The 17,341-nt window shown below is 67.7% G+C and carries 14 protein-coding genes and 1 pseudogene; 5 read left to right on the top strand and 10 right to left on the bottom strand.

Annotated elements, in window-relative coordinates; translation table 11 throughout:
* Positions 1-15: 15 nt before the first annotated feature.
* Complete coding sequence (locus GV027_RS00900) at positions 16-2,484, bottom strand: PAS domain S-box protein (protein ID WP_159510655.1); 2,469 nt, start codon at positions 2,482-2,484, stop codon at positions 16-18.
* Between GV027_RS00900 and GV027_RS00895 the strand changes: the two genes are divergently transcribed.
* Complete coding sequence (locus GV027_RS00895) at positions 2,456-2,791, top strand: hypothetical protein (RefSeq protein ID WP_159510654.1); 336 nt, start codon at positions 2,456-2,458, stop codon at positions 2,789-2,791. The genes GV027_RS00900 and GV027_RS00895 overlap by 29 nt on opposite strands.
* Before the next feature lie 242 nt (positions 2,792-3,033).
* A complete protein-coding gene (locus tag GV027_RS00890; RefSeq protein WP_159510653.1) occupies positions 3,034-3,630 on the top strand; it encodes a hypothetical protein in 597 nt (198 codons plus the stop codon).
* A 27-nt stretch (positions 3,631-3,657) separates the two neighbouring features.
* Here the strand turns inward: GV027_RS00890 and GV027_RS00885 are convergent, their stop codons facing one another.
* The 4 genes and pseudogenes from GV027_RS00885 to GV027_RS00870 form a co-directional block, all read right to left on the bottom strand.
* Positions 3,658-4,368 (bottom strand): Crp/Fnr family transcriptional regulator, encoded by a 711-nt coding sequence (locus GV027_RS00885; protein WP_037529129.1) that lies wholly within the window; start codon positions 4,366-4,368, stop codon positions 3,658-3,660.
* Positions 4,369-4,471: 103 nt separating this feature from the next.
* Complete coding sequence (gene cydX, locus GV027_RS00880) at positions 4,472-4,594, bottom strand: cytochrome bd-I oxidase subunit CydX (RefSeq protein ID WP_082451351.1); 123 nt, start codon at positions 4,592-4,594, stop codon at positions 4,472-4,474.
* A 28-nt stretch (positions 4,595-4,622) separates the two neighbouring features.
* Complete coding sequence (cydB, locus tag GV027_RS00875; protein ID WP_159510652.1) at positions 4,623-5,762, bottom strand: cytochrome d ubiquinol oxidase subunit II; 1,140 nt, start codon at positions 5,760-5,762, stop codon at positions 4,623-4,625.
* Positions 5,763-5,795: 33 nt separating this feature from the next.
* Positions 5,796-7,397 (bottom strand): annotated as a pseudogene (locus GV027_RS00870) (cytochrome ubiquinol oxidase subunit I).
* A gap of 118 nt (positions 7,398-7,515) precedes the next feature.
* Between GV027_RS00870 and cydD the strand changes: the two are divergent.
* Together cydD and GV027_RS00860 are read left to right on the top strand one after the other, a co-directional pair.
* Positions 7,516-9,243 (top strand): thiol reductant ABC exporter subunit CydD, encoded by a 1,728-nt coding sequence (cydD, locus tag GV027_RS00865; protein WP_236558984.1) that lies wholly within the window; start codon positions 7,516-7,518, stop codon positions 9,241-9,243.
* Positions 9,240-10,898: an amino acid ABC transporter ATP-binding/permease protein gene (locus tag GV027_RS00860; protein ID WP_201302554.1), complete on the top strand. Its 1,659-nt coding sequence runs from the start codon at positions 9,240-9,242 to the stop codon at positions 10,896-10,898. Before cydD ends, GV027_RS00860 begins: the two co-directional genes overlap by 4 nt.
* Before the next feature lie 22 nt (positions 10,899-10,920).
* Here GV027_RS00860 and GV027_RS00855 read toward each other — a convergent pair whose 3' ends face one another.
* Together GV027_RS00855 and GV027_RS00850 are read right to left on the bottom strand one after the other, a co-directional pair.
* On the bottom strand, positions 10,921-11,628 hold the full coding sequence (locus tag GV027_RS00855) for a Crp/Fnr family transcriptional regulator (RefSeq protein WP_159510651.1): 708 nt from the start codon (positions 11,626-11,628) through the stop codon (positions 10,921-10,923).
* Positions 11,618-12,937: a radical SAM protein gene (locus GV027_RS00850; RefSeq protein WP_159510650.1), complete on the bottom strand. Its 1,320-nt coding sequence runs from the start codon at positions 12,935-12,937 to the stop codon at positions 11,618-11,620. The genes GV027_RS00855 and GV027_RS00850 overlap by 11 nt, the downstream gene beginning before the upstream one ends.
* Positions 12,938-13,063: 126 nt before the next feature.
* On the opposite strand from GV027_RS00850, the gene GV027_RS00845 reads away from it, so the two are divergent.
* Positions 13,064-13,753, top strand: a complete 690-nt coding sequence (locus GV027_RS00845; protein WP_159510649.1) for an OmpW/AlkL family protein — start codon at positions 13,064-13,066, stop codon at positions 13,751-13,753.
* A gap of 41 nt (positions 13,754-13,794) precedes the next feature.
* Here the strand turns inward: GV027_RS00845 and GV027_RS00840 are convergent, their stop codons facing one another.
* The 3 genes from GV027_RS00840 to GV027_RS00830 all read right to left on the bottom strand — a co-directional run bounded on the left by GV027_RS00840 (position 13,795) and on the right by GV027_RS00830 (position 17,337).
* The gene (locus GV027_RS00840) at positions 13,795-14,721 is read right to left on the bottom strand and encodes a Gfo/Idh/MocA family protein (RefSeq protein ID WP_159510648.1); all 927 of its coding nucleotides are present in this window, start codon (positions 14,719-14,721) and stop codon (positions 13,795-13,797) included.
* Positions 14,722-14,723: 2 nt separating this feature from the next.
* Positions 14,724-15,716, bottom strand: a complete 993-nt coding sequence (gene araD1, locus GV027_RS00835) for an AraD1 family protein (protein WP_159510647.1) — start codon at positions 15,714-15,716, stop codon at positions 14,724-14,726.
* A gap of 67 nt (positions 15,717-15,783) precedes the next feature.
* The gene (locus GV027_RS00830; protein WP_159510646.1) at positions 15,784-17,337 is read right to left on the bottom strand and encodes an aldehyde dehydrogenase (NADP(+)); all 1,554 of its coding nucleotides are present in this window, start codon (positions 17,335-17,337) and stop codon (positions 15,784-15,786) included.
* Positions 17,338-17,341 lie beyond the last annotated feature (4 nt).

Here is a 17,341-nt window from a genome sequence, read left to right as displayed (position 1 = left end):
ACATCCTTTCACGGCTTATTCCAAACAGACATGCGGCACGGTGAAGCGAAAGCAGGCGCCACCGCCCGGGGCATTGAAGCCGACCAGCTCCCCGCCATGCGCTTCGACGATCCGGCGGCAGATCGACAGGCCGAAGCCCATGCCCCCCTCCCCCTTCGATGACGTGAAGGGCGTGAACATCCGCGACAGGATCGCATCGGGCAAGCCGGGACCATTGTCGCAGATGCTGATCTCGACGAGCGCCGCTTTGTTCAACCGCGCCTCGATGAGGACGCCGCGCGCGCCGTCGGGCGATGTCGCCAATGCTTCGAACGCGTTGCGGAGCAGGTTGACGACCACCTGCTGCACCTGGATCCGATCCGCGAGCATGAAGTCGGCGTCGGGGGACAGCGCGAAGCTCAGCTCGATATCGGCATGCTGTCCACCGGACGTCAGCAACGTGACGGCCTCACGCAGTGTCGCCTCCACGGGCTCGATCCGCATCTCGGACTCGCGCTTGGCGATGAACTCGCGAAGCCGGTGGATGATGTCTCCTGCCCGCAGGGCCTGCGTGTTCGCTGATATCAACGTGGCCTTGAGCCGGTCGCCATCCATGCCGGCGCCGCTGTCGAGGAGCAATTCGGCGGTCGTGACGAAGTTCGCGATCGCAGCGAGCGGCTGGTTGAGTTCATGCGCGAGCGCCGCAGCCATTTCGCCGACCGCGTTCAACCGGATGACCTGCATCAATTCCCGCCGGACGAGGCTCAGCCGCTCTTCCGCGGCGATCCGTTCCGAAATGTCACGGACGAACCCCGTCAGCACGCGTTCGCCGTCGACCAGCGCTTCGCCGACATGCAGCTCTACCGGGAAGCTGCTCCCGTCCGCGCGCCGCGCGGTGGTGAGCCGGCCATGACCAACGCCACGCCGATCGCCCGAGGCCGGATAACGCCGTAAATACCCCTGCTGCCACGCCTCACGCTCGCCCGGGATCAGGGTCTGCACGTTCAATCCGATCGCCTCGGCGGCGCTATAGCCGAAGATGAGTTCGGCGGCGGCGCTGAAGGAGCGGATGGCGCCGGCCTCGTCGATGACGATCATCGCGTCGGGCACGGTTTCGAGGATCGACCGCAGCTGTGCCTCGCGCACCCGAAGCGCCGCCTCGCGCTCCTCGTGCCGCGTTATGTCCAGCGTGATCCCCGTGGTCCGGACCATCGCGCCTGCCTGATCGTAGAAGCAGCGCGCAGAGCCTTCGAGGAAACGCTGCGTGCCGTTGGGCAGTCTCAATCGATAGGTGAAACTGATGCGCGGTGCGCGCATGCCGACGGTTTCGGCGATCGTGCGCTCGACCTCCGCCAGGTCGTCCGGGTCGATCAACGCCGCCCAGCTCGGATAATCGTGCAGGCTTCCCGCGGGCAGCCCCAGACGCTGCTCGGACCCTGCGGTCCAGGTCAGCGCCCCCGTTGCGATTTCCCATTCGAAGACCCCGATCTCGTGCGCACTGCTGGCGAGCGCGAGACGCTCCTCGCTCTTGCGCAGCGCGGCCTCGATCTCGAGCCGGGTGCTGATATCGGTCATCGACAGGACGAGGGCCGGCGCACGGGCCAGCTTCTCGACCCTGCGCGCCTGCTCGATCACGTGCACCGCGCTGCCGTCGCGTCTGCGCTCGATCAGTTCACGCTCGCCATCGGCATGCGGGCAGCCCGTCGCCAAGCTGCCGTCGGCGGTGCACGACGCGAGCAGTACATGCTTCTGCCTGCCGAGCGCCTCGTGCGCACGCCACCCGTATAATTCCTCGCACCCGCGCGACCAGTGGATGATCCGGTCATCGGTATCGACCAGCGCCATCGGTGCGGCGTTCAATGCCTCGGTCAGCTCGGACAACGCGGCGCGATGCCGCGCTCCGCTCCGCACCGTCCAGGTGACGAGCGCGCTGACCACCACGAAATTCAGCGTGACGGTCAGCAGTTCGCCCCAGACCGCAGACACCCCGGCAAGCTCGATGCTCGCCATTTCCACGAGCGGCGCTAGCACCGGTACGACCAGCAGCAGCGGCAGAACAAGTCGCAACATGTGCCATTCGGGCGACCAGGCACCGGGCTCGTCCAGAATATCACTTCGCCAGGCAAGTACCGCCAGGGCCAGCAGCATCGCGCCGATCGCGGATGGCAGGGACGTCGACGACAGATGCCACCCGGTCGCATGCAGGGCCGGGAGCATCGGGATCAACAATAAGGCTGTGCTTGCAGTCACCAAACTGCCGCCTGCGAGTGCCGCCGCCAGCCGTCCATAGGAGCGGGTATTTGCCGCGGCTGCGCCGATCGCGACGGGCAATGCGACGAGTATGAGATCGGCGACAATGCCCGGCCCCGTCATCGCGCGATCAAAGGCTGTCCGGACATCGTCCGCAAACAGCCACCCATCGATTCCATGGCTCCCGGCCGGCAGGACCAGTTGGACGAACAGGCGCTCAAGACCAATGGCGATCGGCACGGCGAGCAGCGGCATGGCCCGGCGACTGGAATGTCCGCGTGACAATATCAGGGTCGCCGCCGCCATGCAGGCAAAGGCAATGCAGCCGAACGGCGGCATTGGCTCGACCAAACCGAACGTCGTCAGCACGGGAATCCGCAGCATCCACCCGATCATCGGGACCGTCGCACACGCAAAGACAGCCGCGATGCACAACCCGGCCACAGTACGGCCCGGCTGGCTCATTGTCGAAACGGAATCGTCTTGCGTTGAAGTCTCCATGCTATCCGGCAAATATATGCCAATACTGTATTATTACCTAGCTTATTGGCAAATATATTGACCCATAATGATGGCCAGTTCCACCATTATGGTCAGCTGTGAAAATGCGTCCATCCCGCGACTTCGGAACGACGCGGCGACCCGTCCAAAGATAGGCCGGCGCGCCTAAGCATCGGTAAACGTCACCAAATATCAGTCCGCGCCCTGGCGCCGCGGTCGCCTCAAACTGGCACCCTGCCCCTTTGACGACGATCAATGCCACGGTTCGCCATGACGGGCAGAGCGATGACCGGAGGAGCCGGCATGACGGACGGGCACGGCACGAAGCAGGACGGCGAGGCGCAGCGCGTCGATCGGGCATCGCGCGACGGCGAGTCGTCCCCGGTTCCAGCGTGTCGTCACTGGCATGTCATCCGCGACGACGATCTTGCGGACCTGTTGTCCGCGCATGCCGATCTGCGAAGCCTGTGCAGCATTCTCGAACATTGCGCAGACTGTTTGCCCGTCAGACCCTCGGCGCGCGATGCGGACTGGATCTGTGCGCGACTGGCCTTGGTGACCGAACGGCGCGACGATGGCCTCGAGCCGACGCTCGACACGCTGTTCCGACGAACCCCGTCACAGCCGCTGATCGGCGTGCTGCTCGATCATGTCGCCGCGCACCGCGTGACCGACGCCGTCTATGCGCAGGATCTCATCGTCGCGCTTGATCCGCGCTCGATCGAAGCCGACCGGTTTGCGCCCGACATGCTCGGCTATATGTTGCGAGGTTTCTTCGACGGCTGCCGGCGTGCCACCGACTTCACCGAGCTCGCGATCCTGACCCTGGGGCATGCCCGCCTCACGCGCGCCGCCAGGATGCGGCTGACCGACAGCCTGGCGCGTAGCACTTCACCCTGAGCGCAGCCAGCTGTCGCTCCCGAGTCGCTAAGCCGGATCGGCGCGCGCCGCGAGAGCGTCGCGGTCGACAATGGTGATGGCTCGTCCGCCGGGCAAGCCGATGACGCCGCGGGTCTTCAGCTGCGTCATCTGCCGGCTGACGGTTTCGATCGTCAGCCCCAATATGTCGGCGATCTGCCCCCGCGAAAGCGGGAGGTCGAACGTGACCGGCCCGCTGGGCGTTCCCCTGCAACCGGTCGCCGCGGCACGGGTCGCCATATCGACGAGAAACCCCGCAACCTTCTCGCTCGCCGACTTGCGCGCGAGCGTCAGCATACGCGACCGCGCTTCGTCGAGCGCGGCAAGCGTGCGCTGCAGCAGCAGTCGCTCCATCCGCGCATGATCGGTCAGGACGCGCTCGAACGACGCCCGGGGAAAGATGCACACTTCCGCGTCGGTCAGCGCCGACACGCTGAAATCGGCCTGCCCGGGATAGGGCTGCCCGACAAAGTCGGCGGGGTATAGGAGCCCGACGATCTGCTCGCGACCGTCACCGCTCGATGCGACGAGCTTGAGCACGCCCGACAGGAGGTTGGCGCACAGGATATTGTCCTCGCCCGCCCAGATCAGCGTCTCACCACGCCGCACGATCCGCCGCCGACCCAGGGTATTGAGCGCATGCAGTTCGCTATTGGTCAGGCTGCCGCACAGCGACTGATCGCGAACTGCACAGTCGACGCAGATGGTTGCAGCAAGCATGACGGCAGATATAGCGCCCGGTCGCCGAATTGACCGCATCAATTCGGCGCCGACTGGTCAATATCGCCGGACGGGCCGGGCAGGATATGTTGCCCGTCACTGTCTACGGCATGTCCGATACGTCGATCTCGTCATCGGCCGGCAGGGAAAACTCATGCCACATGCCGTTCAGCACTCCGAAGCCCAGCGCAAGGCCGAGGCCCAATACCCAACTGAAATACCACATTATCTATCGTCCTTGCCGCACGGAGTGATCAGTAGAAATCGGGATTGGTCGCGACCTCGTGCGCGGTGACGCGGCCCCACATCAGCTTGAAGGCCCATGCGGTGTAGGCGAGGACGATCGGCAGGAAGACGACGGTGACGAACAGCATGATCCCGAGTGTCTTTTCGGACGATGACGCATTCCAGACCGTCAGGCTCGAATGCGCATCGATGCTGGACGGCAGGATGTAGGGAAACATCGACAGCCCGACGGTCGCGATGATCCCCACCGCCGATGCCGAGGATCCCGCAAATGCCGCACTCTCGATCCGTCGGCGTATGCCAATCAGCGCGACCACCGCGCCGCCGAATCCCAGCAGCGGCGCGATCACCATCCACGGATAGAGTGCATAGTTCGCCAGCCACGCGCCCGCGGCAATTTCGCTCGTCGTGCGCAGCGGATTGGACGGCCCCGCCGGATCGATGGTCCCGACGATGCGGAACCCGATATTGGTCCAGGCGACGAACGCCCAGCCGGCCGCGAAGAGGACCAGCGACAGCATACCGGCCAGCATCCCGAACCGCGTCGCGCGGTCATGGACCGGGCCATGCTCGACCTTGATCGCCAGCCACGCACTGCCGTGCAGGACCAGCATCGCGACCGACAACAGGCCGCAGATCAGCGTGAAGGGCGTGAACAGCCCGAAAAAGCTGCCGTCGAAAAACGCCCGCAGATCGCTGTCCAGCCGGAACGGCGCCCCCGACAGGACATTGCCGACCGCGACCCCGAAGACGAGCGCGGGCACGACGCCCCCGACGAACAGCGCCCAGTCCCATCCGGACCGCCACCGCGGATCCGGCCGCTTCGACCGGTATTTGAACCCGACCGGTCGCAGGATCAGCGCCGCGAGCACAAGGAACATCGCGAGGTAGAAACCGGAAAAGCTGACCGCATAAACGAATGGCCAGGCGGCAAAGATCGCGCCGCCACCCAGGATGAACCAGACCTGGTTCCCCTCCCAGGTCGGACCGACCGAGTTGATCACCATCCGGCGCTCGGAATCGGTGCGCGCGACGAACGGCAGGAGCGTGGCGACGCCGAGGTCGAACCCATCGGTCAGCGCGAAGGCGATGAGCAACACCCCCATCAGCCCCCACCACAATATGCGCAGCGTCTCATAGTCGAACATCGGATCGTGCCTTTCGGATCAGGCGAAAAGGGGTCAGGCGGGGATCGGATCGGCAGCAACGGGACGCGCGGCGCCGCGCCCTGCAGGTCCGGCATCGGGAACCGGATAGGCATCCTCGTCATGCTCGAACGGCCCCTTGCGGATCGTCGCGAGGATCAGACGGACCTCGATGACCGCGAGCGTCCCGTAGATTGCAGTGAAACCGATGATCGTCGTCCACAGCACACCGCGCGTCAACGAGGATGCGGCGAGGAAGGTCGGCAGCACACCTTCGATCGCCCAAGGCTGGCGGCCGATCTCGGCGAGCATCCAGCCCAGCTCGATCGCAATCCAGGGCAAGGGGATCGCGAGCACCGCGAGTTTGAGGAACCACCGCGTCTGCGTGTGCAGGCGGAGCGACGTCAGAACGAACGCCGCCCCGAACAACGCGATCATCAGGACCCCGATCGCGGCCATGATCCGGAAGCTCCAGAACATCAGCGGCACGTTCGGCACCACGTCCCACGCCGTCGTGGCGATCAGCGCGGGGCTGGCAGTGCGCGGATCCGCGACATGCCGCTTGAGCAACAGGGCGTAACCGAGGTCACGCTTGTGCGCCTCGAACCGTGCTCGTTGTACGACATTGGCAGGGTCGGTCTTGAGCCGTTCGACCGCGTCATAGGCGACCACGCCCGACGTGATCCGCTCCTGCGCCTTGAGCACCAGTTCGGACATGCCGGTGACGGTGCCGTCGAGGCTGCGCGTCGCGATCAGCCCGAGGACCCAGGGGATCTGAACCTCGTACCGGGTTTCCCGGGCGGCGACGTCGGGTACGCCGAACAGCGTCAGACCGGCCGGCGCCGGTGCCGTGTGCCACGCCGCCTCGATCGCGGCGAGCTTCATCTTCTGGTTGTCGGTCAGGGCATAGCCGCTCTCGTCACCCAGCACGACGACCGACAGCGACGCGGCCAGGCCAAAGGCTGCCGCCACCGTCATCGATCACTGCGCCACGCCCTTGTAGCGGTCGGTGAGCAACCAGAAGGCGCTGATGCCCAGCACGACCACCGCCGCGCAGACATAACCCGCGCTGACCGTATGGACGAACTTGGCCTGCGCGATCGGGTTGAACAGGACGGCGCCGAAATCGGTGACCTCCATCCGCATCGTTTCCGGATTGAACTTTGCACCGACCGGATTCTGCATCCAGCCGTTCGCGATCAGGATCCACAGCGCGGACAGGTTGGTGCCGAGCGCCACCATGGCCGTGACGAGCAGATGCCCGAGCTTCGACAGTCGCCTCCAGCCGAAGAACATGATGCCGACGAACGTCGCTTCGAGGAAGAACGCCATCAGCCCCTCGATCGCGAGCGGCGCGCCGAATATGTCCCCGACATAATGCGAGAAATACGACCAGTTCGTGCCGAACTGGAATTCCATCGTCAGCCCCGTAGCCACCCCCAGCACGAAGTTGATCGCGAAGATCCGCCCCCAGAAGCGTGTGATCACGCGCCAGATCGGCCGGTTCGTCATGACATAGACCGATTCCATGATGACGAGCATCATCGACAGGCCCAGCGTCAGCGGCACGAAGAGAAAATGATAGAGCGCGGTGAGCGCAAACTGCAGCCGCGACAGGTCGATGACCCCGAGGTCCATGGAACGGTCTCCCCCCCGGCGAACATGCCGGTTTGGTCGGGGCGTAAGTGGCGCGGCCGGTGAGAACATTGACCGCGGTCAAAGACCAGACGAACGGCAATACGCGACAAGCGCGTCCATGATGGCACTATCTTCGAGCGACCTCGCATCCACCGACCCGACGCCGCGCGCGCGTCGCCAGTGGCTCAAGACCATCGCCCAGGGCGGTCGCCGCGGCGATGCGGCGGCGGCGTGGCTCATGCTCGACAGCATTGCCGCAATCGGCTTTGCCGGCGGCCTGGCGGGGGCGATCGTCGCGGTTCCGGCCGGTGCCGCCGCGATCCTGCCCTGGGTCGCGCTCGTCGTCCTGTCCGGCGGCCTTCGCGGTCTCGTCGTCATGCTCGCGACGCGCACGGGCGCCCGCCAGGCCGAAGTCGCCAAGGTGACGCTGCGTCGCCGGATCGTCGCGTCGGCGCTGCACCGCGACCCCGGTGCGCCGACGACCACGGGTGTCCTGATGGCCGCGGTGGTGGACGAGGTGGACGCGCTCGACGGCTATATCGCGCACTTCCTGCCCGCGCGCAAAGCGGGCGCCATCGCCCCCTTCCTGATCCTGATCGCGACGGCATTTGCCAGCCCCGTCGCCGCGGGTATCCTGGTCGTCACGCTCATACCGTTCATCGTCGCGATGGCGCTTGCGGGGGGCGCGGCCGCGGACAAATCCCGGCGCCAGTTCACGGCGCTGGCCCGGCTGACCGGGCGGTTCGCGGACCGGGTGCGGGCGCTGCCGGTCGTCCTTGCGTTCGGCGCCGAGGACCGCGAGGCGCACGCGCTGGGGGTCGCAGCGGACGAACTGGCGGCGCGGACGATGGGCGTGCTGCGCGTCGCCTTCCTGTGCTCGGGCGCGCTGGAGTTCTTCGCTGCACTCTCGGTCGCGCTGGTCGCGGTCTATTGCGGGTTCAACCTGCTCCACCTCCTGCCCTTCCAAGTGCCCGAGCAGATCGATCTCGGCCGCGCCTTCTTCGTGCTGGCACTCGCGCCCGAATTCTACGCGCCGATGCGCCGTCTCGCCGCCACCTATCACGACAAGCAGGCGGCCGAGACGGCGGCGGATCGCCTGATCGCCCTGCCCGCGCCCATTCCCGTCTCTACCATGCCCGCGTCGCTGCCACCGACACCACGCGCTCTGCGCCCCGATCTGCCCGCTCTGCCCGCACTGGCGTTCAGGTCGGTCGCGATCCGCTATCCCGACGCGGAACAGGACGCCGTGTCCGACCTGTCGTTCGATGTCCCGCCGGGCCGCATCGTCGTGCTGACCGGACCATCGGGCAGCGGCAAGACCAGCGCGCTGCACCTGCTGCTCGGCCTGGCCCCGCTGGTAGCGGGCGATGTCGTGATCGACGGCCAGCGAATCCCACCCGGCGGTTCGCTCGCGCCGCGCGCATCCTGGGCTGGCCAGCATCCGTTAATCATCGCCGGCACGATCCGCGAAAACCTGCGCCTTGCCTGCCCCGATGCCACCGACGATGCGATCGACCGCGCGGTGGTGCAGGCCGGTCTTCGGCCGATGCTGATGGCACGCGGCGGCGGTCGGATGGCGGCCGGTCTCGACACGCGGCTCGATGCGCGCGGCGGCGGCCTGTGCGGTGGCGAACGGCGGCGGCTTGCCCTGGCGCGCGCCATGCTCAAGCCCGCGCCGATCCTGCTGCTCGACGAACCGACGGCACATCTTGATGCGCTGTCGGAGATTGCGCTGGTCACGACGATCGCGGCCGCCTGTCGCGGCCGGACGACGCTGATCGCGACGCATAGCGACCGCCTGGCCGGCATCGCCGATCATGTGGTTCGGCTTGGAGACCCCGCGTGACCGGTCCACTCGACAGGTTGCTCGCGCAGGAGCGACATGCGCAGCGCCCGCTTCTCGCACGCGCCGCGCTGCTCGCCGCAATCGTCGCGGCAGCGTCGGTCCTGCTGCTCGGGCTGTCGGGCTGGTTCATCACCGCCGCCGCGATCGCCGGTCTGGCGGGCCCGGCGGCAGCGCTCGCGTTCAACTACATGTTGCCGAGCGCGGAAATCCGGCTTCTCGCCATCCTGCGGACCGGCGCACGCTACGGCGAGCGCCTCGCCAGCCACGAGGCGGCGTTCGGCGCGCTCGCGCGGATACGCCCGGCCATCTTCCGCGCGCTCGCAGCACAGCCCGCTGGTACCGCGCTGGCCTTCGGGACGGGCGAGGCGACCGCCCGGCTGATCGGCGACGTCGATGCGATGGAAATGCAGTTTGTACGCCAGTCCGCCCCCTGGGGCGTCGCCGCCGCGCTGATCGCGGGGCTCGGGCTCGTATCGCTCGGCAGCGTCGCAGCCTCGATCGCCACCGCGTGCTGCATGGCGGTGCTCCTGATCGTTGCCGACCGGCTTGCCCGTCGTAGCGCGCCGCTCGGCCAGGCGGTGCAATATGCTGCCGGGGCACTGCGCGAGACGTTCGCGGGCCTTGCCAACGCCGCCCCCGAACTGCGATGCTTCGGGCTCGAGCCCTGGGCCGCTGCGCAGGTCGACGATCGAAGCCGTGCGCTCGCCGCCGCGCAGCGTGCGCAGACAGAAGCTGCCGGATGGCTGGACCTGCTGCATGCGACGGCCGTCGGTATCGCCGCCGCCATCGCCGCGATCCTGTCGGCGGGATCGGGGGCGCCACGGGCTGCACTGGCGGCGCTGGCAGCGGCGATGACGATCGACGCGGGAACGCCGGTGTTGCGCGCGATGATCGAGCGAGGTCGCATGCGCGCGGCACGCGACCGGCTCGACGATATTCTGGAAACCCATGAAAGCACAGAGACTTACCCGCAGAATGCATCTCCGCGCGACTTGCTGGACACGACCCGTCCTAGCCGTAGCGCACTGCAGTTCGTCCTGTCGGCGGGGACGTGTCACGGGCGGCGGGGCGATCGGGTCGCGCTGACCGGCCCCTCGGGGATCGGCAAGACGACGCTCGTCGAACGGCTGCTGTCGTTGCGGCCAAGCGCGCCTGGCGAGATCTGGCTGGACGGGCTCGATATCGGCCTGATCCCGTCAGAGATATCGCGACGCAGCTTCGCCTGGGCACCACAGGATGCCGCGCTGCTGTCGGGTACGGTGCGCGACAATCTGATGCTGGCCAACCCCGATGCCGACGATGCCACGCTGTGGCGGGCGCTGCACGACGCGGTGCTCGACGATCGGGTTCGCGCGCTCGATCACGGACTCGACGCGTGGGTCGGTGAAAACGGCGCACGCCTGTCGGGCGGGGAGCGCCGCCGTCTCGCGGTTGCGCGTGCCTATTGCTCGCTCGCGCCGTGGCTCGTGCTCGACGAGCCGAGCGAGGGGCTGGACCGCACGACCGAAAAGCTGCTCGCGGTCCGACTGGCGCAGCGCCTCGACACGACCGGACAGGGGCTGATCCTCGTGAGCCACCGCCCGGCGCTCGTCGCCCTCTGCCCCCGGCGTTTCGACCTGACACAGGCGGGATCGGACCGGCGCAGCGCCGCCTAGCAGCGGCTCCGGAGGCTGTCACTCAGCCTGCTGCGGCCCGCGCGAGCAGCGCCCGATCGAGGATGATGACGCCGCGCCCGCCCGGCAGGGCGACGACCCCGCGGCGTTTCAAGGATGTCATCTGCCGGCTGACGGTCTCGATCGTCATCCCCAGCAACGCGCCGACCTCCGACCGGCTCATCGGCAGGTCGAAGCGGGCCAGGCCCGGCTGACCCATCCGCCGTGCCATTTCCAGCAGGAACGTGGCGATCCGCGCGCCTGCGGCCTTGCGTCCCAGCATCAACATCCACATCCGCGCGTCGTCGAGCGCACCGAGCGCGCGGTGCAGCAACAGGCGTTCCATCGCCGGATGCGCGTCGAGCATGTTTTGCAGCGCCGCGCGCGGGTACACGCACAGCTCCGCATCGGTGATCACCCGGATCGTCTCGTTCACGGTGTCGGCAAACAGGTCGCCGACGAAATCTCCGGCAAAGGCGAGGCCGACAATGTGTTCGTGACCCTCCGGCCCCGCGCGCATCGCCTTCAGCACCCCCGACACGACGGTGGCGCAGATCGCGTTCGGATCCCCGCTCCAGACCAGCACCTGCCCTACCGGCATCGTCCGCCGTCGGCCGATCCCGTGCAGCGCGACCAGGCCCGCGTCTTCGAGCGTCGCACACAGCGCATCGTCGCGTACGTTGCAGGCGGCACAGCGCGGCGGCAGCGTCACGATCGCCCCGCTAGACCGCATGGCTGAACCGTGCCGACGGGGTCTGCCGGTACGCGTCCAGACTGCTCGCAATGACGCGAGCATAGGGAAGCGCGTCGTCGGTCAGGCGGAGCACGCTCCCCTCCCAGGCGATCAGCCCGTACCGTTCGAACGGCGTTAGCCGCATACGGATATCGGCCCCGCCATCCAGCGCGGTCAGGTCGGCCGTGCCCCGGGTCAGGATCGTCTCGATCGCCCGGCCGCGCAGCCTGTCCTCGGGACTGCGCCGCAGCCCGCGACAGGTTGCCAGGGCTCCGGCATCGATCCGCATGCCGTAGCGCCCCGTATTCTTCTCGGTCTGCAGGATCCGGTCGGGAAAGTCGCTGATCGCGCTGGCGCCCAGACCGATCAGGATCTCCGCCGGGTCTTCGGTGAAACCCTGGAAGTTGCGGCGCAGGCCGCCGCTCGCCGCCGCCTGCGCGAGCGCATCGCCCGGTCGGGCGAAATGGTCGAACCCGACCGGGGCATAGCCGGTATCGACCAGCATGCGATGCGCCAGGGCCGCCTGCGCAAAGCGCTCCGCTGTCCCCGCCAGCCCGTCCGCGACGATACGTCGCTGGCGCGGTACGAGGTGCGGGACGTGCGCATAGCCGAACACCGCGAGCCGGTCGGGGGCCATCGCGATGCTCTCGACGATGCTGGCGCGCAGGCTCTGCTCGGACTGTTGCGGCAGGCCATACATGAGATCGAAATTGATCGACCCGACACCGGCATCGCGCAACAGCGCGGTCGTGCGACGGATATCCTCCGACGGCTGCACACGCCCGATCGCCGCCTGGACCTGAGGGTCGAGCGTCTGGACGCCGAGGCTGACCCGCGACACCCCTGCCCGCCCGATCGCCCCCGCCCAGTCGCGGTCGAAGCCACGCGGATCGACCTCGACCGATAGTATCGCATCGGTGCAGTCGAACGCCGTCCTGACGTTTTCGACGAGCCGGAGAAACGCCGCCGGCGGGATCGCGTTCGGACTGCCGCCGCCGAACGCGATCCATCCCACGCGGATACCGCGCACCCGCTGCGCGACGAGTGCGATCTCGCGTTCGAGCCGTTCGACATAGGTGGCGAGCCGCGCGGCGCGGTTCGCCGCCCCCGTATTGCATCCGCAATACCAGCATATGTCCCGGCAATAGGGGATGTGCAGATACAGCGAAACGACCGTCCCCGGCGCGATCGCCGCCAGCGCCTCCTCCATGTCGACCGGACCGACATCGTCGCCGAATTCGGCAGCCGTCGGATAGCTGGTGTAGCGCGGCACGGGTGTCGCGAGCAGTTCGGGGTGATAGGTCCACATGCGATGATGGGTGCGATGTCCCCTTCGACTGGTCTTTGATCGGCATCAAATCCGCGTTTGGCCGTGATCAACGCCCCCGCCTCGCCGCACGCCTAGCCCGAACGCATCCCAATCAGGAGTCGGGCAATGAAGCATCTTTCCATCGGCGTAGTTCTAGCCGCCGCCGGCCTCGGCATCGCCACGCCGGCCATGGCGCAGGACCCGGCACCGCGCACCGGTATCAAGGCCGGCGACGTCCTCGTCCGCCTGCGCGCGATCCTCGTCGCGCCGAACGAACGCTCGGGCGGGATCCTCCCGACTTTCTCCGGCGAGCGCGTCAGCGTCGACAACAGCGCGATGCCTGAGGTCGACGTCACCTATATGGCCACCGACCAGATCGGCTTCGAACTGATCGCCGCGACGACCAAGCACAGCGCCAGCGGGCGTAGCGGGACGACCGGATCGATCGGCAAGCTGGCCTCGACCTGGGTGCTGCCCCCGACGCTGACCGCGCAATATCACCTCAACCCACGCGGCTCGATCCGTCCCTATGTCGGGGCCGGGCTGAACTACACGATGTTCTGGAACGAGGATGCCTCGGCGGGTCTCGAAAAGGCGGTCGGGCGGACGCGGGTGCGTATGAAGGACAGCTTTGGCTGGGCGGCGCAGGCCGGGGTCGATGTCGACATCACGCCGAAGGTCTTTCTCAATCTCGACGTCAAATATATCGGCATCGACACGAGCGCCCGCCTGCGTACGACGGCAATCGGTACGCAGACCGTGAAGATCAATCTCGATCCGCTCGTCTTCGGCGTCGGTCTCGGCCTGAGGCTTTAACCCACGGCCGAGCAGGACCGCGGGCCATCGCACCCGCGGTCCTAGTCGTCGAACGCCGCGACCGAGACGCGGGTGCCACGCAGGAACGCGTCGGCGACGAGCGTGAAGGGGGTCGTGTCGACCTCGCTGCGCCCGTCACGGACCAGGGCGGCGAAACGCGCGTAGAGCCCGGCATATTCGGCATCGTCATGCTCGCTGCTGCTCTCGGGCAGCGTGAGCACCGCGCCCCCTCTGGCGAGACGGAGCGTGCCGGCGTCGGTGTCGACGACGATGTCCCAGCTTTGCGGGCCGGTCTGACGCCAGTCGAGATCCATCGTGATCGGCGTGCCCGACGCACTGCGGAAGGCGAGATCGGCGGCGATCGGCGCGGCACGATTGGCCGGTGTCGACAGCGTCGCGGACGCGAGGAAGAACGGCTCGGGCAGGATCTCCGTCGCGATCGACAAGGCATTGATGCCAGGATCGAACACGCCAAGCCCGCCCGGCTCCCAGATCCACGCCTGGCCAGGATGCCAGACCCGGACGTCTTCGCGCCAGACGATCGACACGCGGTCGATGCGACGGTCGGCAAGCCAGGCCTTGGCGGGTGCGACACCCGCCGCGAACCGCGAATGCCAGCCGGCGAACAGCGTCGCGCCGGTCTGTGCGGCCTGAGACTCGAGCGCATCGACCTCGGCGAGTGTCGCGCCCGGCGGCTTTTCGAGGAACACGTGCAGGCCCTTGTCGAGCGCCATCGTGGCGAGCGAATAGCGCACCTGCGGCGGCGTGCAGAGCGCGATCGCGTCGATGGCCGGACCGTCGGTGAGCAGCGCCTCGAGCGACCTGAAGTTGGCGACGCCCTCGACGCCCGGATCCCGCGGGCTGACGCTGGCGACGAGCTCGAATTCGGCGTTGCCGGCGATCGACGGGAGATGCTGGTCGCGCGCGATCTTGCCCATGCCGACGACGGCGATGCGAATGGCTGCCACGCTCAAAGCGCCTTTACCGAAACCGACCGCGGCGCGGCCCTGGTCAGCGTGTTGCGCAGCGGCAGCGTGAAGGGCGCAGCCTCGATCTCGAACACGTCGCCTTCACGCGTCGTCACGCCCTCGGCGAACGACAGCGTCGCGGTCCCGAAGAAATGGACGTGAATGTCGCCCGGGCGGCGGAACAGGTCATATTTGAAATGATGCGCCTCGAGATTGGCGATGCTGTGCGACATGTTGGCCTCGCCCGAAAGAAAAGGCTTCTCCCACAGGACAGCGCCGTCGCGGTGGATCCGGCTCATTCCCTCGACATGCTCGGGCGGCGTGCCGACCAGCAGCTCCGGGCCGAGCGACGCCTGGCGCAGCTTGGAATGCGCGAGCCAGAGGTAATTATGCCGCTCGGTCACGTGATCGCTGAACTCGTTGGCCAGACACAGGCCGAGCCGGAACGGCGTGCCGTCAGCGCCGATCAGGTAGATCCCGGCAAGCTCGGGCTCCTCGCCGCCATCTTCGGCGAAATCGGGCATCTTGAGTGCCGCACCCGGCGCGACGAGACTCGAACCGTCCCCCTTGTAGAACCATTCGGGCTGCTGGCCACGCTCGCCCGGCCCGGGCTTGCCGCGCTCGACGCCCTCCAGGAACATCCGCATCGAATCGGTCTGTTTTTCGGCATCCGCCGCGGCACGGTGCATCTTGTCGCGCCCCTCGGCCGATCCGAGGTGCGTCAGCCCGGTACCCGTCATGACGACGTGCGCCGGGTCGACATGATCGATCGGCGACATCAGACGACCGGCCGCCAGTTCGGCCGCGATGTCGACGCTGGCGCCCGTCCCATACGCCGCAACCGCGGCGGCGAGATCGGTTCCATCGGCGATCGCGCGTTCGGCAAGCGTACGGACGCTATCTACGCCGGGAACGAAAGCCGCCCCGGCGCTGGTGGCCGCGATCACCGATCGCGTGCCGTCGACGCCAACATGCTGCAACAGGCGCAAGCTCATCATCCTCTCCTTTCCGGGTGCCGCTGTTACGGTTCGCCCGGACGTCATCATGCAGGGAATTGGCGGGTCAGCCGGCGACGACGCCGTCCATCAGCCGCGGCGCGTCCGTGTCGTCACGCACGCAGGCGGGCAGCAATTCCGGCAGCAGGTTCTGGTAGGATACCGGCCGCAGGAAGCGGTCGATTGCCAGGCTGCCGACCGAGGTGGTGCGACCGTCCGACGTCGCCGGGAACGGTCCGCCATGGACCATCGCATGCGCGACCTCGACGCCCGTCGGCCAGCCATTGGCCAGGATCCGCCCCGCCTTGCGCTCGAGCAGCGGGATCAGACGCGACGCCATCCCGGCATCGCCCGCGTCCATCTGGATCGTCGCGGTCAGCTGACCTTCCGCGGCGCGCAGCACGGCATGGAGCTCGTTCTCGTCTGCGCAGCGGACCAGCAGCGACGACGCCCCGAACACCTCATGCCCCAGCGCCGCGTCGCTCAGGAACTGCGCGGCGGTGGTTTCGAAGAACGCCGCCTGCCCCTGTGCGACACCTTCGCCGACCTTGCCCTGTGCGATCGTCTTGACCGCGTCATGGCCCGCGAGAGCCTCGACGCCCTTCTGGTACGCGGCATGGATGCCGCCGGTGAGCATGGTCGCCGCCGGTGCGTCGGGAAGCGCAGTGGCTGCCGCTGCGACAAACGCATCGAGCCCGTCGCCCTCGATGGCGAGGACTAGACCGGGATTGGTGCAGAACTGCCCCGCGCCCATCGTCAGCGACCCGACGAAGGCCGTACCCAGCGCCGCGCCGCGCGCTTTCAGCGCCTCGGGCAGCAGCACGACGGGATTGATGCTCGACATCTCGGCATAGACCGGGATCGGCACGTCGCGCGCCTGCGCCAGCTTGACGAGTGCCAGGCCGCCAGCGCGCGACCCGGTGAAGCCGACCGCAGCGATCCGCGGATCCTGGACCAGCGTGCTGCCCAGATCGTTGCCGGGGCCGACCAGATGCGAGAACACACCCTTTGGCAGGCCGCAGGCAGCAACCGCCGCCTCGATCGCGCCAGCGACCATCGCGCCGGTCGCGGGGTGCGCCGGATGTCCCTTGACGACGACGGGGCAGCCGGCAGCGAGCGCGGAGGCGGTATCACCACCCGCGGTCGAGAAGGCGAGCGGGAAATTGCTCGCGCCGAACACCGCGACCGGGCCGAGCGGGATCATCCGCAGGCGCAGGTCGGGACGCGGCAAGGGTGCGCGGTCGGGCAGCGCCGGGTCGATCCGGACACCCATCCAGCCGCCGCGGCGCACGACGCCGGCAAACAGCTTCAGCTGGCCGACGGTACGACCCCGCTCGCCCTCGAGCCGCGCGCGCGGCAAGCCGCTTTCGCGCATCGCAGTGACGATCAGCGTGTCGCCGAGCGCGACGATCTCTTCGCCGATCCGTTCGAGAAAGTCCGCGCGGGCTGCATTGTCGGTCGCGCGATACGCATCGAATGCCGCGTCGGCGGCAGCACAGGCCGTCGCAACGTCATCAGCGCCGTGGACCGCAAAGGCCTCGCCGGTCGCGAGCCCCGTCGCCGCGTCGATCGAACGGAACGCGTCGTTGCCGGCCGTCTCGGTCGTCTGGATATCAGTCATGGAT

This window comes from Sphingomonas sp. T1, from assembly GCF_902506585.1.
GTDB lineage: Bacteria > Pseudomonadota > Alphaproteobacteria > Sphingomonadales > Sphingomonadaceae > Sphingomonas > Sphingomonas aerolata.
The sequence above is the reverse complement of the archived record's forward strand: the minus strand, read 5'-3'. Positions and strand labels throughout refer to the sequence as shown.

Excerpts from the sequence above, each read along its gene's own strand:
- GV027_RS00850 (WP_159510650.1), bottom strand. The coding sequence starts at position 12,937 with ATGTGGACCTATCACCCCGAACTGCTCGCGACACCCGTGCCGCGCTAC.
- GV027_RS00890 (WP_159510653.1), top strand. The coding sequence starts at position 3,034 with ATGACGGACGGGCACGGCACGAAGCAGGACGGCGAGGCGCAGCGCGTC.
- GV027_RS00900 (WP_159510655.1), bottom strand. The coding sequence starts at position 2,484 with ATGCCGCTGCTCGCCGTGCCGATCGCCATTGGTCTTGAGCGCCTGTTC.
- GV027_RS00830 (WP_159510646.1), bottom strand. The coding sequence starts at position 17,337 with ATGACTGATATCCAGACGACCGAGACGGCCGGCAACGACGCGTTCCGT.
- GV027_RS00845 (WP_159510649.1), top strand. The coding sequence starts at position 13,064 with ATGAAGCATCTTTCCATCGGCGTAGTTCTAGCCGCCGCCGGCCTCGGC.
- cydB (WP_159510652.1), bottom strand. The coding sequence starts at position 5,762 with ATGTTCGACTATGAGACGCTGCGCATATTGTGGTGGGGGCTGATGGGG.
- GV027_RS00895 (WP_159510654.1), top strand. The coding sequence starts at position 2,456 with ATGGCGATCGGCACGGCGAGCAGCGGCATGGCCCGGCGACTGGAATGT.
- GV027_RS00885 (WP_037529129.1), bottom strand. The coding sequence starts at position 4,368 with ATGCTTGCTGCAACCATCTGCGTCGACTGTGCAGTTCGCGATCAGTCG.
- cydX (WP_082451351.1), bottom strand. The coding sequence starts at position 4,594 with ATGTGGTATTTCAGTTGGGTATTGGGCCTCGGCCTTGCGCTGGGCTTC.
- araD1 (WP_159510647.1), bottom strand. The coding sequence starts at position 15,716 with ATGAGCTTGCGCCTGTTGCAGCATGTTGGCGTCGACGGCACGCGATCG.
- GV027_RS00855 (WP_159510651.1), bottom strand. The coding sequence starts at position 11,628 with ATGCGGTCTAGCGGGGCGATCGTGACGCTGCCGCCGCGCTGTGCCGCC.
- cydD (WP_236558984.1), top strand. The coding sequence starts at position 7,516 with ATGATGGCACTATCTTCGAGCGACCTCGCATCCACCGACCCGACGCCG.